Genomic DNA, 20,669 nt, shown 5'->3' on the forward strand with positions numbered 1-20,669 from the left:
CAAGCATTTAAAGGTAATAACATTGGAAATCACGGCTTTTACTCAAAATGATTACGATATTCTTAACTCGATGTCTAATGTGGTGGATGGGATCGCACGGATGTATGGGGAATACACGGAGGTGGTACTGCATAGCCTCGACAGTGAGAATCCATCTATAGTGAAAATTGCCAATGGTCATGTTACCGGAAGAGGTCACGGCGCTCCCATTACCAATCTAGCCTTACTCAAACTAAAGGAAGGGAAAGATATCTCTGACTCTTACCTTACTAAAACCTCTTGTGGGAAAACATTACACTCAATCACCACGATAGTAAGAAACCCGCAAGATGTTCCCATTGGCCTATTGTGCATAAACGTGGACATGGATGCGCCAGTACAATCTTTCCTACGCACGATGCTCCCTCCAAGCACTGCTTGCTGTGATATTTCACAATCGCCAGAAACCTTCGCGCAAAATATCGATGAGACCATCACCAGTACGATTAGCACCATAAAAGAAGAGACCTGGAAAAACGACGAAATTGCACCTTCAAAGCGTAATCGCGAGGTCGTCACTAAACTTCACGGGCTCAACATTTTCAAATATAAAGACAGTGTTCAACTCGTCGCTGAAGCATTAGGAATATCTAAAGACACGGTTTATCTGTATTTAAGAGAATTAGAAAATAGCTAGGTGAGAACCTAAAATCAGCTGAGTCAGCACTAAGGAGATAACAGTTATCAGTTCGTCTCCTTTTTTATGCCTACTCCTTTCCTAAATCGTTTACTGCATTTCCATACATCTGTACCACGTCTCTATACCACTACGATAAAATAGAATTATCGAACGACTAAAACCTCTCCCCCTTATGAGAACTTCATTGCACATAAGGTTACTACAATCACATAATTTTATTAGGGTTATTGCGAATAGCTAACACCTAGAGTAATTATTCAGCTTATAAAATAAAGTCAAATTATCACTTTTTTATATAAGGATGTAAGCGTGAAACATAGCATTGTACCAATACTCATCTAACCTCTTCAATTGCAGGATGTGGAGGCGGCGGTGGCAGTAGTAGTGGTGGTAATACTGGTGGCGGTAGTAGCGATACTTTAGCGCAGCTTTCTCAGCAAAATGCCACATTTGCAGCAAATAGCCTAGAAACCCTTGAACAACCCGTTGCGTTATCAAATGTTGTTATTAGTGTACTCCATCAACTCAATCTAGAAGATGGAACAACAACAGCAGAATGCCTTTATGATAGCAACGGTACTGGCACCTATACCGCAACACTAAACAATCAAACACTGAGCATTACATTTAATAGTTGTAACGTTGAAGGGCTTGGCGATATCACAGGTCAAACGACAGCAACATTTAGCTCTCTGCAAAAAAACAATCATTACTTAGAATTTGAAGGGGATATTAGTACCGTTGATTTAAAACATACTGCCGATGGAAATCCATATACGGCAAGTTACGGTGCGCATATTCAACAAACAATTACTTCCGAAAATAATGTTGAATATAGGATGAGTTTGACTGGGGATGAGAGTATCTCCATCAACGGAGCCCACTTATACTTCAAAGATAACGAAATTGTCAGGAGCCTAAATTATAATCAAGGTACCTACAGTATGACTGCCAAGGCCAACTTATCTCAACCAGATCAGTTCGATGGCGATATTTGGTTACGCACAACCTTACCGCTTAGTGGTTATATTCATAGCTACCCCACAGCAGGCCACTATGAAATACAAGGGGCGAATGGAGACAAAGTAGTGGTATCTCCTAACTATTCAAATATTGCTGAGATTGACATAAACATTCAAGGGGTTCGTGACATACAAAATGTATCTTGGACAGATATGATGTTGGGATCCGCGATTAGTTTCCCAGCAAGACAAGGCATTAAATCGGGTGATATTTTTGATAATTTCAGCAAACGTTGGTACTTCAATGAACAATCACCAAAGATTAAACATACCAATTCAAATCCACTTCAACCAAGTCAAACCATTTTAGTCATGCCGGCTCCCGCACCCCAAGATCTAAAGAATATTGAGTTGCGAAAATCGAGTTTAGGAGAGTTACTGCAAGATGACATGTATACCATTTCGGCAGATGGCCCTTGGGTTACGATCAACTTCACCAAAGATCTAGAAGTCGACAACAGCTATAACGTAATGCTATTTGATGAAAATTCTAATCATTATGCATCATTTGACTTTGATACCACGCTCGCATTCAACATTGCAGTAACGCAAGATCAACTCCTTACAGAAATGTCTCCATTTACTCTTGGCATAACACAAGTTTCCGATGCCTCAGCACCAATAGCGATCGAGTGGAGCCACGTAAGCGGAGGTATGCACTTCATTCCAGTAAAAAAACTCAGTGCGACGACTGCTTCAATCGATCCACAAGACATGGAACCTGGGGAAATCTACGTATTTCTCGCAAAAATAACTGACCCATATAATCGCAAAACTGAGTCCCGAGTCAATTTAACGGTAAAAGATCCAATCAATGGTAATAGCTACTTATCTATTGAAACAGATTCAACTTATCCAAAACTGGCTAATCGAAATGTAACGATCGTCCAAGACTCGACCAGTGCCATCACAGCAACCAGCTTAAAAGTTGAAGATGCTTTTAACTCAAATGATGACAATGATTTTTTACTGGATGTCTCTGGTTTATATAACAATTATGTTAACACCAATATTGGAAATAAAATTGATTTAAAAATAAAGAACCTTGATTGGACTTATTACTGCAACACCAAAACAATGCAGCTAGAAGTACTAGAAAATGAGCAAGTCGAAGAACAAAAAGAGACATATGTAGATTACTATCAAAAAGTGGCTCTAGACTTTACTATCAATTGCGATAGCGTAACGCTAAAAGGCAAATACCGTCACCGTTCATCCATCGAATAGACCAGCATAAACTTAATCAGCTGAACCATTCAGCTGATTAAGTTTTTACATGAACAACAGACACTCCTCCCAGATCCTTTTGATGTATTTAATCCCTTACCAATCACCAAATCTCATTACTATAAATCAACCTCTTAGATGTAGATTGCCGTTCCATATGTAAGCAATTTATTGCATTAATGTGATCACAAATGATACAAGTTGCCTTCAACACACTACACTGAAATGATATGCCGTAAATCATTCGGCAGCTCTATCATTCAATAGAGACAGGTTGTCATAGAACAATCGAGGAATATATCGCTAGGCTAGGAGAGAGTATGAACACAACGTCATTTGGTCGATTTCAGTATCTTCCAATATTCGCCTTGATTGTATCCATGGTTTTTGGTGGGTACCTATATAATCAAACCCTCAATAGTTGGCTCACAAAGATCGTCAGCGGCTACATGTTCAGCTTAGTTGATGACGTCACTCATGAAATTAAAGAGAAGCAGATCGATCTTTACGACATGTCAGAGACAGAAGTCGACCAATTTCTCAATACCTTATCTCAAGCTAAAACAGGCCGCCGTTTTACAATTATTCACAGCTCAGGAAAAGTACTTGGTGACTCACAACTGACTCCACGTGAAGTATCACAACAAGATGATCACAGTAATCGCCCTGAAGTCATCTCTGCATTAAGTGGAATCAATGGGTTATCACAGCACTACAGCCCAACTCTTAACCAAGAGATGTTGTACGTTGCCAAGAAAATTGAACTCCCACTGGACGATCATGACCACGACTCTAGCTATATTCTTCGACTCGCAATGCCAATGACGACGCTTTATTCAATGGCAAAAGATCTCGAATATATCGTTTTTGCTCTGATGGGAAGTTCATTTCTCACTCTGCTACTGTTCTCTTGGTACAGTAATCGAAAAATCCTCCATTTAGTCAAACAAGAACGAAGCAAACAAGAAGATAGGATCCGCCAAAGTACACAAGAGATTGAGCTATTACACCGATTAGCCAATATGCTTGCCGCTTGTAACAACATCAATGAAGCACAAGCCGTGGTTTCCGATATTATTCCTAGGATCCTTGGGGATATTAACGGCAGCGTCTCTATCATGCGAGAATCACGTAACCAACTAGAAGTTAAACTCGACTGGGGTGGCGAATGGCCAGCCAATAAAGTATATGCGCCACACGACTGTTGGGCCCTAAGAAAAGGCAGGTATCATTTATCTCATGATGACTACCACCAACTTCCTTGTAACCATATGGATAATTGCCAACAAGAAGGACGGACACTGTGCGTACCTTTAACGGCTCATGGAAACACTATCGGCATGTTTCATCTCTATTTTGATAGCAGTGATGAGCTAATCCCTGAGGAAACCAAACAGTTAGCCTTTACTATTGCAGAGCATTTGGGCTTAGCATTAGCCAACCTAAACCTACAAGAAAAACTCAGATCTCAAGCCTTAAGCGACCCTCTTACAGGGCTATTTAATCGTCGTTACTTTGAAGAAACCATCGACCAAGAGTGGTTACGCGCAAGCCAAGACAAAACACCAATGTCTTTGCTAATGCTAGATTTGGATCACTTCAAACGCTTCAATGACAACTTCGGACATGATGCTGGAGATTATGTTTTAAAAGAGGTTGCCAGTTTATTGAAAGATGATATTGATCAAGAGCATGTAGCATATCGTCTAGGCGGAGAAGAGCTAGCGGTACTCAGCCCTAACTGTTCTGTTGAGGAATCCATTGAACTTGCCAATTCGATCGTTAAGAAAATCCACAACCTACATCTTGATATGAAAGGATTATCTTTAGGACAACTTGGAGTCTCGATTGGCGTGGTCACCTATCCAGATATGAATGCTCCCACAGAGGCACTTGTTAAAGCCGCAGACACAGCATTGTATGAAGCGAAAGCCAATGGTCGCAACCAAGCAATACATGTAAAGCAGTCACAGTCACCTAAAAAGAAACAAGAGAACAATGGTTCAAGCTCATCTCCTGAAACCGGCTCTATTACTGAGATTTCACCTCAAAAAAAAGCTGACAAGGTGAAAGTGAAGAACGCTTAAATGCTTGAAAAATAATCACGAACAAACGTAATAAAGGTTTTCAATTTCAGTGATGGGTATATCACTTGAGGATAAAGTAAATAAAGATGGTTTGGCTCGGGTAGTGTCTCTAATGGCAATACCCAGCTTAACTTTTCTTGCTTTATCTCCTCCTCTACGTAGTACTTTGCAATCCGAACAATCCCCTTTCCTGCCAGCGCTTGCTTCTTCAATAGATGATTTTCGTTCGTCGAAATCCAACCATTGACCAATATTTCTTGATTTTTTAATGGCCAATATTTCTGATGTAACGTCGTCAAACACTGGTGGTCTTCAAGATCACTCACCTGTTCAGGTATGCCATAAGTACTTAAATATTCAGGGGAAGCCACCAACACATGCTGATATGGAAACAGCTTCACCGCCACCATATTATCAGGAGGCAGATTCGTCGCTCGAAATGCGAGGTCAATTTCTTGTTGGTTTAAGTTGAATGTGGTGTAGCTAGAATTTATCTCAAACTGTACATCAGGATGAAGGCTTCGAAACTGAGCACACAGCTCAAATAAATAGGTCTCTGCAAACATTTTAGGGGCGGTCAGTCGCAGTAGGCCGCTAATTTGGTTGTGGTCTTGAATGATATTCCGTTCAAGATCGATGACCTGAGAGCGAATCGCCAAGCCTTGAGCATAAGCATGCTCACCTTCTTGAGTTAAACGAACACTTCGCGTTGTGCGAATCAACAGTGGGCACTGTAACTCTTTCTCAAGCAACTTTATCTGCTCAGAAAGATACCCCTTGGATATACCTAACTGTTGAGCTGCCTTAGTAAAATTGAGTTGCCTTGCTAGCTCCACAAACAACATTAACCGTTGAATCCTTTTATGTTCCATTTTTTATATATACCTAGTGACACATCACTCCTACTTTCGTTGGCCTAATATTACCATCCACAAAAAATTTGTTCGATATACAAAACAATGAATTCTTTTTACGCCTCTTCACTTTAAATCACCGAACAATAGAATAACCATAAACCTCTGCAAAATGGACATGCCACGATGAGCACTGAACGAAACACCCCGCTAACAAACCCATTATCCAAAACCAGTCAAATTGCGTATGGCTGCATGGGGTTAGGAGGCGGCTGGAATAACAACCCTGTGACGAATGAGCACGTTCAACAAGCGAATGAAGTTATTGATACGGCATTAGAGTCAGGTATTACTGTTTTTGACCATGCTGATATCTACACCTTTAATAAAGCAGAAATTGCTTTTGGATCTGTCTTGAAACAAACCCCCTCTTTACGTGATGACATGTTCATTCAATCCAAATGCGGCATTCGATTTAAAGACGAATCCGCCCCAGGACGTTACGATTTCTCCAGTGAATGGATAACACATTCAGTCAATGGCATCCTAAAACGACTGCACACTGAAAAACTCGATATGCTACTTCTTCATCGCCCTGACCCTTTGATGAATTTGCATGAACTCGCAACATCATTAGAACGTTTGAACGCTGATGGAAAGTTCGATTACCTTGGAGTATCAAATATGAACTTGCATCAAATTCGTTTCCTACAATCCGCACTAGACCTACCAATTGTCGCGAATCAAATCGAAATGAGCTTGGCTAAACTTGATTGGTTAAATGATGGTGTATTAGTCGGAAGCGAAGGCAGCCAGCATGTTAATTTCGTCAGTGGGACATTAGAACACTGCCAAATGAATAACATTCAAATACAAGCTTGGGGGTGCTTAGCTCAAGGACGATATTCTGAGGTAGGGCTTCATTCGGAAGACGCCAATATTCGTAATACGGCACAACTTGTCTTAAATTTAAGCGAGAAACATCAAGTGCCAAGTGAAGCGATTGTTTTGGCTTTTTTACTTCGTCACCCTGCCAACATTCAACCGGTTATTGGCACAACAAACCTTGATCGAATCAGAGCTTCTGCTCTCGCAACAACGGTTACCCTTTCTCGTGAAGAGTGGTACCGCTTATTTGTCACTTCTCGCGGCCATGCATTACCTTAGCCACAATATAAAAAGCACGGATACTATTCATTCAACAATGAGTGTATCCGTGCTTTTTTATCTCTATGGCATCCAGAACTCATGCCACCGAAATGCTATTAATAAGCTTTTGCTTCTTTTACTCTAATAGTGTTTTTCGCTATTTTAGTCATATTCAGCGCTTGCATTGCTTTTGTTGCTTCTTCAAATTCCGGCATTTCTACAAAACCGAATCCTTTCGATTGACCAGTTTCTGCATCAAGAACTAGATTGCTAGAAACAACCGTGCCGTGCTCTTCAAAAAGTGCTTTCAATTCTTCAGCGGTCGTTGTGCGAGCAAGGTTGCGAACTAATAGTTTCATGGGTGCCATATCTTATTTAAGTGGTTATTTGTCCTCAAAGATTATCACAGATGCGCGAGCAGAAACCAAGTAGCGATTAACATCACAACTTAACGTTATTTTTCCACTCTTCACTGGTGCTCATAAAATAGTCATTTATAATTTCGCCCCCTTTATTTCCCGTGGAGTCGCACATGCATAAAATCAACGTGATTGGCACAAGTGGTAGCGGAAAAACGACCTTCAGCCAACAACTTGCCGCTATACTCGACTACCCTTACCTAGAAATGGACTTAATTTACTGGAAGCCACAATGGCAAGAGCCCAGCGATGACGAATTCTTCGCTGCATTACGCCATAAATTAGTTCAGCCAACATGGGTTTTAGATGGTAACTACAACCGTACCGCAGCAACGAAATGGAAAGATGTGGATACGATTATTTGGATAGATTACTCTTTCTCCCGCACTCTCTACCAAGCGATTACCCGGGCAATCAAACGCACCTTAAGTGGAAAAGAGCTATGGCCGGAAACCGGCAACAAAGAGTCGTTTCGTAAGTCATTTATGAGTTCAGATTCCATTATTTTATGGACGATTAAAACCTACTCAAAAAATAGAGATAGATACCTCGCAATAATGAATGACAAGCGCTATCAACATATCAATTTCATTCAGATCAGATCGCCAAGTGAAGCGCATCAATTTCTTGAGCGTTATTCAAATAAGTAAACCGCGTTATAAATGAACACCTGCACGGCCGTTTCGCTCTTTTGCTTTGTCAACGTAACCTTGCACGTTATATTGAAGTCATCAACGAGACAGAGGTCAGCATGGCACAAAAATTTTATGTAGTATGGAAAGGGCGACAAACGGGTATTTTTACCGATTGGGCAACGTGTAAAAGTCACGTCGATGGTTTCAATGGTGCTCGATACAAATCGTTCAAGACTCGCTCAGAAGCAGAAAATGCTTTTGGCGGTAAAAGCAGCGCCACCAGCTCTCGAAGTAGTACAGCGAAAAAACCGACAGCAAATAGTGTGAAAACCTATACTGCTCAAGAGATTTTGGCTTTAAACGCCGAGGTAAAAATATTCACTGATGGCGGCTGCGATCCAAACCCTGGCAAAGCGGGCTCTGGAGTGGCAGTTTATAGACAAAACCAACTTGAATCTCTTTGGCTTGGGTTATTCAATCCGAATGGCACCAATAATACCGCAGAGCTCAATGCGTTAAACCAAGCATTAATCATGGCTAAAAAAGAGACAGAAGCGAACCAAAGCACGGTGATCTTTTGCGACTCTAAGTATTCAATCCAATGCATTACTCAATGGGCAGCGAACTGGGAAAAGAAAGGATGGAAAAAGGCAGGTGGTGAGATTAAAAATCTAGAGCTTATCCAAGAGATGTTTGCGCGTTACCAGCAACTAAAAAGCAAAATTATGATTTTACATGTCAATGGGCACGTGGGCGTTGAAGGAAACGAGCTTGCCGATCGCATGTCGATGCTCGCGATCAAATCGAAAGAAGTCGCTTTCTCTCAATACCATGACACGCTTGATGTTGAAACCATTCTCGCAATGCAAGCAGGATAAACCGCCTTTAACCATTGCGCTCTCATAGGCTCAGACAATCGAAGGGAAACAATGCTAACCATTAGACATTACCGTGACGACGATGCAAAAGCGACATGGGCGCTATTCTTCTACACAGTCCGAAATATTAACTGCCGTGACTATTCTGATGAGCAAGTGAGAGCTTGGGCCCCTGACGATTTTGACTTCAAAATTTGGCAAAAACGCATGAAAACCTTAAAGCCTTTCATTGCCGAATACGACGGAACGATAGTTGGATACTCTGATTTACAAGAAAATGGATTCATTGACCACTTCTTTTGCCATCATGAATATCAAGGGAAAGGGGTTGGGCGCGCGCTTATGCAGCACATTTTTACCCAAGGAGAAAGACGAGGAATCACTCGCTTCCATTCTGAAGTCAGTATTACTGCTCGACCTTTTTACGAACATTTTGGTTTCATTGTCAAACACTCACAAATCATTGAAGTTCGTGGGCAGAACTTAACCAATTATGTGATGGAAAAGGTTACCGATCTCTCATCAGTACACTGAGCAAAATGCTTTATATCAATAACAGATTACAGAAAAGATAGCCTCGTCGAATTTTATAAATAAGCTTAACTCTTTTCCGTACAAGCCCTTTTCAATCCATTAAGTTGTATTTTTCTTTGCTACTAATGGATTGGATTATGTCGTCAATGGCGATTTCAAACTATCTCGGTTTGTTCATCTTACTCATGTTCACCCACCCATTTATGCTGGTGATACTCAACATGTTGATCTGGGATAAGGCTACCCGTGCTCGGTATTCAAGTCGATTTAATATCGTCTGTGCGATTTTGGCAGCTTGCTTGATGATAATGCACATGCAAACGGAAGTTGTGTATGGAAAAGAGTTGCTTGATCGCTGGTATTCGATGAACCCGAATGGATAACATTATCTCCTGTCAGGACTCAGATCACTCTAAGCCCTGATCGTTCTTACTCTATTCGTTTCCTCTTCTACTCGCTTCCAGTCTTACGCGCATTTAACCACTCTAAATCTGATTTATAGGCGAGCGAGCTGCTGCTTTCTCTCTTTATTCACCACACAAAAATTACCACGTTTCGTTCGACACTTTGAACATCGTTCACATTCAACGGTTGAGCGATCTCCCTCTTTCCAGCGTTTAATTAAGCTCGGTTCAGAGAGTAACGGTCTCGATAGTGCGAAATACTGAATGCCTGTGTTATTGGCAATCTCTTCTATCGCATTAATATCGGTTAGACCTCCGACAGTAATAACCGGAATATCCACCTCTTCACTAATCGCATGACCATATTGGTGAAAATACCCCTCTTCTTGAATGGTATGCCCATCAAAATGTTCGCCAATTAATGTGTTGGCTTTACCGTGAATATTGCCAGAAATGATAATGGCATCCACTCCGATTGATTCTAACTTCTGACAAATAAGCCGCGTCTCATCAAAAGTAAGCCCACCGTCAAAGAACTCTGAGGCCGTTAATTTCACTAGAATAGGAAATTCATCGCCAACCAGTTTTCTTGTTTCAGCATAAATTTCAAGCAAGAATCGCATGCGATTATCTAGGTTACCACCATACTGGTCCTCACGGCGATTGTAGTATGGGCTCAAAAACTGGTTGATCAAATAAGTATGAGCAGCATGTATTTCTATGCCATCAAACCCTGACTCTTTTGCTCTTCTTCCCGCCTGCGCAAATGCTTGGACGATGTAACCTATCTCCTCTTGAGTCATCGCCTTGCCAAGAGTTTGGGTACCTATTTCGCATACATCACTCGGGGCGTAAATTAGACGCTCACCAACGTTGTATGTGGTTTTCGTTCCGCCATAAGCAAGTTGCATCACTATTTTTGAATCATAGTGATGGACTAAATCCGTCAGTTTCTGGTATTCATCGATAAAGGAATCATTGTACATCCCCATCATTCCAGCGTTAGGCTTCTCTTCTTCTACAATATTGGCGTAACCCGTCACGATTAAGCCGACTTCACCTTTCGCTAACTCTTCATAGATCGCATATAACTTATCCGTCATATGCCCCTCTTCTGTCGCCATGTTTTCCCATGTCGCACTACGAATGAAACGGTTTTTTAAAGTCATGCTGCCAATTTGGCTTTCAGAAAACAAAGTGCTCAAACTCAACCCTCTCGACATTTATTGTCATAATTTCCGGATATTAAAAGGCAAAAAAGAACAGCCACGTATTCGCATAGCTGTTCTTTTTTGTTCATTTTTGCTGTGTCAATCAGCAAGCGAGGATGTTATCAATAATATTAATGATAAATGTTAATCCAGATTAAGAACATCACACATAAATGCCATGAAACGGCGGTATCCCATACGTTGCATCATGGATCAAATATCACTAGGATGAATAACCATCGTATTTTCCAACCACAAAAAGGATGATCAATATGCTCATTATTTTCAGTTGTAAAGCTCATGCAGATATCACCATGTTTGGTGACGTTGGATTACAAATGTTAAAGATGATGGGGCACAGTGGAACCGTTCCAGGAGCGATTCAGGCATCGGAAGTAGCCACTGCACTCTCTCAATTAAAAGCAGCAGTCGCAAAAGAACAGAGAGCATCTGAACTCAACGATTCAGAACTCGATGACAACGGTGATGACCTTATTGAGCAGAGCGTTAGTATCAATAATCGAGCACTACCGTTAATTGCATTACTCACTGCGGCTGACAAAGAAGAGTGTCATGTCATGTGGGAATCTGTCGGAAAGTAACCATGACAGCAGTCATCATTACAGCAGTTAGCCATCACAGCAGATAGCAACAGATAGCCAAATACAAAAAAAGGTAGCCATTGATAGGGCCACCTTTTATTTATCAGCATAGTACCTTTCTGGAGAAGTAGTCCGGTAAATTATGCCGCTTTCAAGTCGCGTGTTGGGTAAGTTAATTTGTACCCATCAACTTGAACGTGCGTGTAGTTGCCACCACTGCTTTGACCCGTTACAACCATTGGACCTAATTCCACACCTTTAGTCGCGACAACTTGATCATCTATTGCAAACATTTTAATACCTTAAATCGACAGATTAAATTACAAAAAATATCTGCCAGTATTAAATCAGGATCGCCATTTATCGACTAATCAGGTTTTTAATCGTATGGATAAAAAATTTGCAGGTTCGCTTCGGACATCAAACCATAACAACGTTTCCCGAGAACGTGATACTGCCTTTTTTGATCGCCTTTGATTGATACATCGCCGCATCTGCTTTTGTCAGTATATCTTTCTCGCTTTGATTACCCGGTGCAATCATATGCACACCAATACTGCTCGACACCTTAATCGTATGCTGTTCATATTGGATAGGTATATTCACGAGCTTTTGCATCTTCAAGGCTAGTTTCTCGGCCTTCTCTTTCGCTTGCTCCTCAGATTTGCCTAAATGTGTGTGCAATAAGGCAAACTCATCCCCGCCTAACCTTGCCAACACTTCATGCCTTTGGGCCGATCGCTTTAACCTTGCCCCAAGTTCCACAAGCACTTCATCACCAATATAGTGCCCAAGTTGATCGTTTATCGGTTTAAACCCATCCAAGTCAAAATAGATAAGAACACCAAAATGGCTAGTGTGTGCCATATAGTCCAAACCGTTCGTCAATTTACTATCGAACATACGCCGATTATATAAACCAGTAAGAAGATCCGTATTGGATTCTTTTTCTAATTCAATTTGCGCTTCCTCTGTGTAGCTCAATAACGTAAATACGCCAACGGTAGTACAAAAAGCAGGCCAAATGATTTGTGAATAGAGACTCGAACGCGCAAATAAGTCTGGTGATACTTCAAGTAATATTGAGCGACCGATGATCACCACTGTCATGAAAAGGAAAGCGTAACCGACAATAATGTCCGATGGGTGACGTTTCACTTTCAATTTTAAAAACATATAACTAATGGCACAAAATGCGATAGGAAGAAATACGCTACTGACATGCAGATAACTCTTTAAATCTGAAACCATCAACGCATATATTTGAGCGAGCACTTGAAGACAAAACATGCCCACAGGAACAACCCAAGGCAAGTTGACACCACATCGCCTCGAACTAAAGACCACCATTCCCCACACAAAAATTGAAGCAGACACTGCCGCTAAGATTTCCAAAAATATATTTACTTCAAATACGTAAATAAACCAACTCACAAAATACGCAAGAAAGGAGATCATAAAAAATTGAATTGAATGGGAGTGGCTTTCAAGCTCTTTAACGCGAGTTCCAGCAAGAGCAAATACCAAGTTTATCAACGCAACACTGAAGTAATAAGCTTGCTCAACACTCATTTATTTTGGAACTCCTTTCTATAAGCCTTTTAGCTTCATTGCTATAAAATTAGCGGCTGTAATGTAAGAACACCTGGTTCTCTACTAATCTGACCAGTATCGCACAAAATAACCACAACATGGCAACCTGCACTCAAACAAATTAACTATTCATACCTTTTTTTAGCAATAAAAAACCTTATTATCAATTAAAGTTCATGTTTATTGGATATCAAGCTTATTGGATATCGAGTTTATTGAGTAGAGACGGAAAACCCCAGCCATCCTCACCCACCACAATCGGTTCTCCAGTTAAGTACTCATACAGAGTTGGCGCTAATGAACCATTCTCTTCTATCGACAGTGGTGTTGCTTTCTTGCCAATTGGCTTCCCCCAAAAACCAAGAAACGCATCTTTTTCGAGATAATCTTCACCCGCATGACGACCTGGCACTTTGGTATTAAATCCAATACCCGACTTGGGAAATAGATTAATTGTGCCCGCTCGTGACTCTTCATAAATGGCGGCTAATTGATTCACAGAATCTGGCTTGATACTAAAACGGGTCAACTCACGCCATTGTTGCTGGTTACACCATGTCGTCACATCACTCTCTTTCGCACGATACAGACATTGATCAACCAATTGGGCATAGTGGTTAAATGCCTCTTTTGAAGGCGCTGAGATATATGGATTCAGCTGTTGGATGCCTAACAGACGAGGAACCTGAGCTGGCACATTTTCTTGTGCATGGTAGTAACGCTTATCGCCGATCCTAGTGATAAACTCATCCACTCTTTTTCCATTGCGTGTTGCGACCAACCTGACTTTGCATCGGTTTAAATCGCACGGTTGTTCTCGTATCACCATATAATCAAGAGTCTCACTCAAGCGCTGAGCAACCTCGTTGACGATATCGATACTTTCACCATTGGGCGTATTAGCCGCTTGCCATTGAGTCAATTCTTGGTAAGTCGGTTGTACTTTCCATCCTTCTTGGGAATTGAAGAAATCCAACATAAAATTACCACCAGCCGTTGATGCCACAATCACATCATGCTGTTTGCTGCTTGGGTAATTCAAAGCATTGGTGAATTTAGGACCTTCACCTTCATCAGAAGATATTTTCATGATATTCAAATCGTATCCAAGATCTTGAGCCAATTCATCGAACACCACTTTCTCTGGATTTAAGGCATAAAATACTGGCGTGAGGCCATGATCGCCCGCCATTCCCCATAAAGTTTGATCATAAATACCCGCCTCTTGATAGGTTTTTTCAATTTCAGACAACCAGTAATCCAGACGATTCAACTCACCTGTGGGCATAATGACTTCATCACTGAAAGGTCCGGTGAAATGAGCAAAGTGATCAGGCCACGGGTTATAAATCAGAGTAAAATCAGGCATACCTTTACCATCTTGTTGCGCCAATCGTTTAATGCTCTGCTCAACTTTCCATTTCATGGTGAATTTTGTATAAAAATCAAACGTCGAAATGCTTTCGTATGCTTGAATATCTTCCAGTAACTCAGTCCTATCTCTGCGTAATTGAATTTCAACTTTCGACCGCTCTTGCAGCTCGCGAACACACCGTTTTTCTCCATAATCTCGTTGTGATTCCCCCAGACCAAGGTTCATCAAGCCGTCATAGGTTGTATGAGCATTCCAATCATACTGAGCATTGCAATTGAGGGTTTTAAGATAATCCAAGCGGTCAAACATAGTTTTCACCTGATTATCCGTCATTAGCCGATCAAGCTGTAAGGCATCATTACCAAAAAAGTAATAGGCACGATCTTGTTCTCGATCGACAAAATGGAAATTTGGGATCCCTGTGCCTTTATCTCCTGAAACCTTAGCGCCTGTTTTTATAATTGGTAAATTTCGCACGCTAATTGTCGGAGTAGATGAGACCCCGACCTGCACAATGGAGTCACGGTAGTCAGTATATAATCGTTTAAAAAATGGCAAATAATTCGGATCTTGATAACTCTGCTCGGCCAATTTCTGCATAAATTTAACTTGCTGTTGATGCTCAGGCTCAATTGTTGGTTCTTTCACAGGTTTCACATCAATACGCTGTTGGTGGGCTTTGTGAGCTTCTGAGATGAACGGAGAGGAGGAGTCAACCAAACCTTCGAGTAAACCTTGCTGTAACCCGTCTACTGTCACCTGAACGGCAAACCGACGCTTCTGTTGAGATTCAAGAAAATCAGTTAACTGAACAGGATCATCGTCGAATGCTTGCTGCATCCAATTATTGAGAGCCTCTTCACGCTCCTGCTGATAAATAAATTGCCGATACGCTTTCAAGACATTCAATCGCACAAAATCAATCAAAGTTACGGTCAATGCCTGAGCTTTATTATTCACTTTACCCACGTTTTCCGGCAACGCATCCTGCAATACCGCTTTCACTGCGGCTTTCATATCCCCCTCACCCATTCCAAGTTCTGCTTGTGCTAACAAATCGATAATAATGGGTTGGATTGTGTTAATAATGTTTAAATCATCATGACTGTTCGTTAAATAGGTATAGCTATCAGGCAAATACTCTAATTTTTGCCACTCTCCAATCTGAACCAGAGCATCATAAATAATGACCATCGAGGCGATAAATTGCTCATCGATTTTAAGCCCTTGGTGATGGCTCGAATCAGATTCAGCATGCAAGCTTTGATCTGTTTCAAGCTCTGAAGAATCGGATAATTGAAATAAGCTATGTTCAAAGTTGGCGAGAGTCGATTCATCGTAACGTGTTTTTAAATAGGCTTTGAAGACATCATCAGAGCTGAGCCCTGCATAGCGATCGTAATAGCTATATAAAAAATACCCAAGTGGGATTGAGTAGGTGGGATCGGATAGTTGAGCCATCACTCTGGCTTTGGTTTTTACATCTAACGGCAATGTGAGGATATAAGTATCAAGCGTCACGCCTGCGATTGTAAATAAAGCAGCATCTCGACTAAAACGAGTCGAATAAGTGATAGATGAAACCACATGATTTTTAAAAACTTGAGCTGAATTAAAGACACCTCCAACAACCGGAACCGTTTCAATATTTGCAGCGTTAGCCAGCGAGGTTGCCAATACCAAGGGAGAAAGTGCAAAGGTAGAGACTGCCAATATTGACCTTCCCTGTTGCCAAAACTTAGATTTATTTTCCATATCAGACTCAAATTATATAAAACCCATTTATTGTTCCACTTACAACCTATAAGTCAAATTTTCATCTTACACCTTAAAAAATAAGTTAATTTTACACATTGTTAACTATATGAATTTAGTGGCTTATTAGGTTTACCTTATAATGTTCTGCTCAAACAATGAGATCTATCACATATGAAATATTGTGAACTGCGCCCAAAATGCTTAACTTGATACAAACTTCAACCCAACAGTTTTGCAACAAAATAGAGATCAAAAGGATATGACTCACCTTGTAGGAAGACATTTAGAAGAGATGGCCGATATTCGTTCTACACGAAAACGAAAAATCGTATTGATATGTTCAATTGCATCTTGTTGCCTTTTTTTTATCTATAGCGTTCTTTACTTCACAGCAAACAATTATTGGTTTGGAACGTTTGATCTTATCTGGGCAGGAATTGCATTAGCGAATAGCATCTACGTGCTCCGGAAAAAACAACCTGCTTATGCCGACCTTATTTTAAGCAGCATTTTATTGATCCAAGGCGTTGTCCTTTTTCTTTATAGCCAAACTGTATCCGATCACCTGCTGTGGCTATACCCAATTCTCGCCGCCGTTATCTTTATCAACGAATTTCGTATCGGCTTAATGTTAAGCTCGTCATTCTTTGTTCTCATATCGTCCATCACTGTGCTCTCAGGTGTGATTGAGATACCGACCACTTATGCGGCTAGTCGGTTTTTATTTAGCCTTCTAGCAATGTGTGTGATTTGTCATACTTCCGCTTATTATTACGCAAAAATCATCAGCTACATACAGAGCCTTTATCAAGAAGGGATTGAAGATCTTGCCTATATGGATCAGCTCACAGGCCTTGCAAATAGATGGAGTTTTGAGAATTGGGCAAAACAAAAGTTAACTAAGATTGAAGCGAATAAAGGCATTACGGCACTCATTTTTATCGATATCGATGACTTTAAGGTAATTAACGATAACTATGGTCATGATGTCGGTGATCGAGTGCTACAACATTTTGCTAAACGTTTAAAAAACAACATTAGAACCAAAGATAGAAAAACTGACAATCAAGATTACTCAATCGCCCGCTACGCTGGGGACGAATTCATTATACTGCTCTATGATGTGCGTTCAGAACAAGATTTAAACCAAATACTGCATCGTATTTGTCACCTGTTTGATCATGATTACAATGGCCACGAACGTATCAATAGCTTAACAGTCAGTGTCGGAGCTGCCATATTTCCTCAAGATGCTGAGGATTTACCTGAACTCACTCGTTGCGCAGACAAAGCCATGTACGCAGCAAAACATTCAGGCAAAAACCGCTTTAGTTTTTATCAAAACTGCATTCCTGACAGTCTCAACATTGCTGACAATCACGAAAAAAATTATCACAGTTTGCCCGTGTCCCAAATATCAGAAACACATAATGTGGTATCAATGAAAAAACGCTAACGTGTCATATACATTACCCAGAGAGAGAATGCTGCGATAACCACCAACCAAGCCACATATCTTATGTGATCTGGTTTATTCGGTTTTCGCTTGATAACAGGCCTCATTGCTGTGACTTTTGCTTTCTCAATAAAGCTAGATTGCTCGAATCCGTATCGACGCTTATCCGCTTTATTTGCAACTTGCGCAAATCTCTGCCTTTGATCTGTTGTGAAGTCATTACTCATGTCATAACTGCTGCTACTATCATTGTGTTTTGCTTGTACAGCCATATACGCCTCCTCGAGTCGATTCCACCAATACATAAGTATAGTAAAAAAACCGCCACTCAGTTCATTCAAAAAAGTTGAACAAGATACTCAGAAATCCAACGTGCTCTTCCCTTCATCAATTCTTTACACTTCTTTCATCAAAGAAACATTCAGGAGTGCATCATGTCTACACCAAGAACTATTCAAAGTATCATCCCATCTCAGGCCACTTCTGACGGGGATGGGGTTAAAATTCATCGTGTTGCTGGGTTCAATAATGCAAAATTCTCGCCATTTTTAATGGTGGATGAATTAAAGTCGGATCAACAAGCGGATTACATAGGTGGTTTTCCGCCGCACCCACACCGTGGAATAGAAACTCTCACCTACATGCTCAATGGCCATTTTCAACATAAAGATCAGATGGGAAACATCGGTCAGCTCATGAGTGGCGGGGCTCAGTGGATGGCAGCAGGGCGCGGAGTGATCCACAGTGAAATGCCGATTATGGAAGAGGGACAGTTGCATGGTTTTCAAATTTGGATCAACCAACCATCCCACGACAAGATGAAGCCTGCTCAATACCATGATTTTCAATCAGATTCGATAACAGAACATCAGAAATCAGGCCTCGGACTGATCCGCGTCATTTCAGGAAACTTAAACGCTAATAGCCAACCATTAGCTGGGCCGTTAGATAAAACAGGCGTTCCTGTTACCGTCGCGGATTGGCGTTCAGATAGCGGAGACCAGGTCAAATTAGAAACAAACCCTACACATAACATGATGATTTTTATCTATAAAGGGAAAATATCAATTGGTGACAGAAGTGTAGATCAAGGGGAGATGGCGCTATTGACTCATGGTGAATATGCCCAACTAACGGCCAACGTAGATAGCGGTGTTCTAATTTTCTCAGGTCAACCTATCAATGAACCCGTTGTCCACTACGGCCCATTTGTGATGAATTCATTATCCGAAATAGAGCAAGCCATACAAGATTACAACTCAGGGGCTTTCGAACGCTATTAATTTTATTTTGAGAGTCAATTTAAGACGCATAACGATGACATTCCACTGCCAACGATTATTTACCGTCTTATACCACGCTCGCTATGAGCGTGGTTTTTTTCTCTCTACAAGCGACGCTATCGGCAGAAATTATAAATATTCACACAGATAGGCAGTCGTCACTTCGACTTTCAAATCAAATGATGAATCACCTGTGACATTAAATGATTCGCCTGATGAAAATGTCGTCCATTCATTTTCACCTGCGCGTTGTATTGTTAACGCACCTTTTACGACCGTCATTTTCTCTGGTGCCGCCGTCCCGAATGTATATTTCCCAGGAGCCATCACGCCTACGCTACTTGTCTCATCTTGTTGAGTAAACGCCAATGATTTAACATTGCCCTCAAAGTAGATATTTTCCTTAATCATATGCTTTCCTTGTCCTATTTGAGCGATTGTTTCGATGTGAATTCAGGTTGTATCTGATTTTTTATCCGTAAACAAGTATTTCAATCGACTAATCTTTCAGCGAGACACATTGCGTTACCCTTATTATTGAGCACTATGTCAATATTTTTACAAGGTTATCTTGTTATTCAGCTCAATGATTAACAAGCTATACTAAGGCATCTACCGCACAATACCGCTCTCAACGTCCAGTGCGCACAAGCAGGATCTCCATGACGAAAACACCTAAAACAAAGGCAACGCGCTCATCCATTTTCCTTATTCGCGTCTGCTTCATTTTATTTGGCAGCGCTGTGTTTTCAGTGACTTGTTATTTTCTCTTTTCATCCTATCAGGATCACGTCAATCCTGAACAGATATATGGTGACTGGATTGAAATTGGCGCTCCAAAATATCAAACCGATATACTGAATTTTTCTTCGAAGGGTTTCACACATAACCATCGATTAATCAGCACTAAATTTGATTATGATGGCAAAAAAATCCATATTAAAACCAACGCAGGTGAAACCACCTACGAACTATCAGGCACTTTTTCTTCACCACAACTATTGAGAATTGTTCCTCGTAAACCGAGAGTGACTTTTATTAAAAAAGGCTACGAACATACTATCGAGGATGATCAAAGTAATGCGATACAAAGCAGAGGAAAGGCGCTTTCTGAGCACTTCAATGCATCGAAATAGATCGATTCAAACGTTACAAATGTCCCATCCAATAATGATTGGATGGTGATAGCCTATGAATATTTCAAATTAAAACAGTATCAATTTAGTACCTTTAAATCAGCGATTTATTTTTAAGACCGTCAATTAAACTTGGACTGAAGATAAACTTTCTTATGCAAAAACATGTTTGCAGGTTTCTCTTTTTTCCGCCTCACTCGAAAAGCATTTTAATTTTTCGCCTAAAAAATAAAGTATCTCAAATACTAGCCTTGATGTTCTTCAATATCTGAAAAACAGCTTATGTTTCTTCCAAGAATACCCCTGTATTCCAAGTTCCATTTTTTGGGAATACCGTTTTCTTGGACGTTCTTATTCAAGGGATGAG

Annotated in this window: 20 protein-coding genes; 12 read left to right on the plus strand and 8 right to left on the minus strand. The window is 40.7% G+C overall.

The features are described from left to right. Window positions 1–22 precede the first annotated feature (22 nt). From F0249_RS00920 to F0249_RS00930, 3 genes are all read left to right on the plus strand, one after another. Window positions 23–676 (plus strand): transcriptional regulator, encoded by a 654-nt coding sequence (locus F0249_RS00920; RefSeq protein ID WP_017053805.1) that lies wholly within the window; start codon window positions 23–25, stop codon window positions 674–676. Between the two features lie 947 nt (window positions 677–1,623). Next, window positions 1,624–2,928 carry a hypothetical protein gene (locus tag F0249_RS00925; RefSeq protein WP_171755540.1) on the plus strand — a complete coding sequence of 435 codons (1,305 nt, stop codon included), beginning with the start codon at window positions 1,624–1,626 and terminating at the stop codon, window positions 2,926–2,928. Between the two features lie 320 nt (window positions 2,929–3,248). Further along, window positions 3,249–5,015 (plus strand): diguanylate cyclase, encoded by a 1,767-nt coding sequence (locus tag F0249_RS00930; RefSeq protein WP_171755541.1) that lies wholly within the window; start codon window positions 3,249–3,251, stop codon window positions 5,013–5,015. Here F0249_RS00930 and F0249_RS00935 read toward each other — a convergent pair. Beyond that, complete coding sequence (locus F0249_RS00935) at window positions 5,012–5,887, minus strand: LysR family transcriptional regulator (protein ID WP_040887283.1); 876 nt, start codon at window positions 5,885–5,887, stop codon at window positions 5,012–5,014. The two genes, F0249_RS00930 and F0249_RS00935, sit on opposite strands and share 4 nt — an antisense overlap. A gap of 168 nt (window positions 5,888–6,055) precedes the next feature. Here F0249_RS00935 and F0249_RS00940 point away from each other — a divergent pair, with 168 nt between their 5' ends. After that, window positions 6,056–7,036, plus strand: coding sequence for an aldo/keto reductase family oxidoreductase (locus tag F0249_RS00940; protein WP_171755542.1), 981 nt, complete (start codon window positions 6,056–6,058; stop codon window positions 7,034–7,036). A 98-nt stretch (window positions 7,037–7,134) separates the two neighbouring features. Here F0249_RS00940 and F0249_RS00945 read toward each other — a convergent pair whose 3' ends face one another. After that, complete coding sequence (locus F0249_RS00945; RefSeq protein ID WP_017053810.1) at window positions 7,135–7,377, minus strand: hypothetical protein; 243 nt, start codon at window positions 7,375–7,377, stop codon at window positions 7,135–7,137. Window positions 7,378–7,550: 173 nt separating this feature from the next. Here F0249_RS00945 and F0249_RS00950 point away from each other — a divergent pair, with 173 nt between their 5' ends. From F0249_RS00950 to F0249_RS00965, 4 genes are all read left to right on the plus strand, one after another. Continuing rightward, complete coding sequence (locus tag F0249_RS00950) at window positions 7,551–8,087, plus strand: adenylate kinase (protein ID WP_171755543.1); 537 nt, start codon at window positions 7,551–7,553, stop codon at window positions 8,085–8,087. A 101-nt stretch (window positions 8,088–8,188) separates the two neighbouring features. Then, on the plus strand, window positions 8,189–8,950 hold the full coding sequence (locus F0249_RS00955) for a ribonuclease H family protein (RefSeq protein ID WP_171755544.1): 762 nt from the start codon (window positions 8,189–8,191) through the stop codon (window positions 8,948–8,950). A 51-nt stretch (window positions 8,951–9,001) separates the two neighbouring features. Next, entirely contained in the window at window positions 9,002–9,484 is a 483-nt protein-coding gene (locus F0249_RS00960; protein WP_017053813.1) for a GNAT family N-acetyltransferase, read from the plus strand. Between the two features lie 137 nt (window positions 9,485–9,621). Further along, window positions 9,622–9,867, plus strand: coding sequence for a hypothetical protein (locus F0249_RS00965; RefSeq protein ID WP_017053814.1), 246 nt, complete (start codon window positions 9,622–9,624; stop codon window positions 9,865–9,867). Window positions 9,868–9,980: 113 nt separating this feature from the next. Here the strand turns inward: F0249_RS00965 and F0249_RS00970 are convergent, their stop codons facing one another. Next, on the minus strand, window positions 9,981–11,093 hold the full coding sequence (locus F0249_RS00970) for an NADH:flavin oxidoreductase (RefSeq protein WP_171755545.1): 1,113 nt from the start codon (window positions 11,091–11,093) through the stop codon (window positions 9,981–9,983). Between the two features lie 278 nt (window positions 11,094–11,371). Here F0249_RS00970 and F0249_RS00975 point away from each other — a divergent pair, with 278 nt between their 5' ends. Further along, on the plus strand, window positions 11,372–11,701 hold the full coding sequence (locus tag F0249_RS00975) for a DUF1840 domain-containing protein (RefSeq protein WP_017053816.1): 330 nt from the start codon (window positions 11,372–11,374) through the stop codon (window positions 11,699–11,701). 140 nt (window positions 11,702–11,841) lie between these two features. Here the strand turns inward: F0249_RS00975 and F0249_RS00980 are convergent, their stop codons facing one another. The 3 genes from F0249_RS00980 to F0249_RS00990 form a co-directional block, all read right to left on the minus strand. Further along, the gene (locus tag F0249_RS00980) at window positions 11,842–11,994 is read right to left on the minus strand and encodes a hypothetical protein (RefSeq protein ID WP_017053817.1); all 153 of its coding nucleotides are present in this window, start codon (window positions 11,992–11,994) and stop codon (window positions 11,842–11,844) included. Window positions 11,995–12,121: 127 nt separating this feature from the next. Continuing rightward, window positions 12,122–13,273: a GGDEF domain-containing protein gene (locus tag F0249_RS00985; RefSeq protein WP_171755546.1), complete on the minus strand. Its 1,152-nt coding sequence runs from the start codon at window positions 13,271–13,273 to the stop codon at window positions 12,122–12,124. 217 nt (window positions 13,274–13,490) lie between these two features. Then, window positions 13,491–16,424 carry an alkaline phosphatase family protein gene (locus tag F0249_RS00990; RefSeq protein WP_171755547.1) on the minus strand — a complete coding sequence of 978 codons (2,934 nt, stop codon included), beginning with the start codon at window positions 16,422–16,424 and terminating at the stop codon, window positions 13,491–13,493. 262 nt (window positions 16,425–16,686) lie between these two features. Here F0249_RS00990 and F0249_RS00995 point away from each other — a divergent pair, with 262 nt between their 5' ends. Beyond that, on the plus strand, window positions 16,687–17,883 hold the full coding sequence (locus F0249_RS00995) for a GGDEF domain-containing protein (protein WP_171755548.1): 1,197 nt from the start codon (window positions 16,687–16,689) through the stop codon (window positions 17,881–17,883). On the opposite strand, the gene F0249_RS01000 is transcribed toward F0249_RS00995, so the two are convergent. Beyond that, the gene (locus F0249_RS01000) at window positions 17,880–18,155 is read right to left on the minus strand and encodes a hypothetical protein (RefSeq protein ID WP_017053821.1); all 276 of its coding nucleotides are present in this window, start codon (window positions 18,153–18,155) and stop codon (window positions 17,880–17,882) included. The genes F0249_RS00995 and F0249_RS01000 overlap by 4 nt on opposite strands. A 162-nt stretch (window positions 18,156–18,317) precedes the next feature. Here F0249_RS01000 and F0249_RS01005 point away from each other — a divergent pair, with 162 nt between their 5' ends. Next, window positions 18,318–19,166: a pirin family protein gene (locus F0249_RS01005; RefSeq protein WP_171755549.1), complete on the plus strand. Its 849-nt coding sequence runs from the start codon at window positions 18,318–18,320 to the stop codon at window positions 19,164–19,166. A gap of 129 nt (window positions 19,167–19,295) precedes the next feature. On the opposite strand, the gene F0249_RS01010 is transcribed toward F0249_RS01005, so the two are convergent. Then, the gene (locus F0249_RS01010; protein WP_171755550.1) at window positions 19,296–19,577 is read right to left on the minus strand and encodes a pyrimidine/purine nucleoside phosphorylase; all 282 of its coding nucleotides are present in this window, start codon (window positions 19,575–19,577) and stop codon (window positions 19,296–19,298) included. 251 nt (window positions 19,578–19,828) lie between these two features. Between F0249_RS01010 and F0249_RS01015 the strand changes: the two genes are divergently transcribed. Next, the gene (locus F0249_RS01015; protein WP_017053824.1) at window positions 19,829–20,302 is read left to right on the plus strand and encodes a DUF2850 domain-containing protein; all 474 of its coding nucleotides are present in this window, start codon (window positions 19,829–19,831) and stop codon (window positions 20,300–20,302) included. The last annotated feature ends 367 nt before the right edge of the window (window positions 20,303–20,669 follow it).

Origin of the sequence: Vibrio sp. 03-59-1 (assembly GCF_013114135.1) — a bacterium.
In the GTDB taxonomy this organism is placed as follows: Bacteria; Pseudomonadota; Gammaproteobacteria; order Enterobacterales; family Vibrionaceae; genus Vibrio; species Vibrio cortegadensis.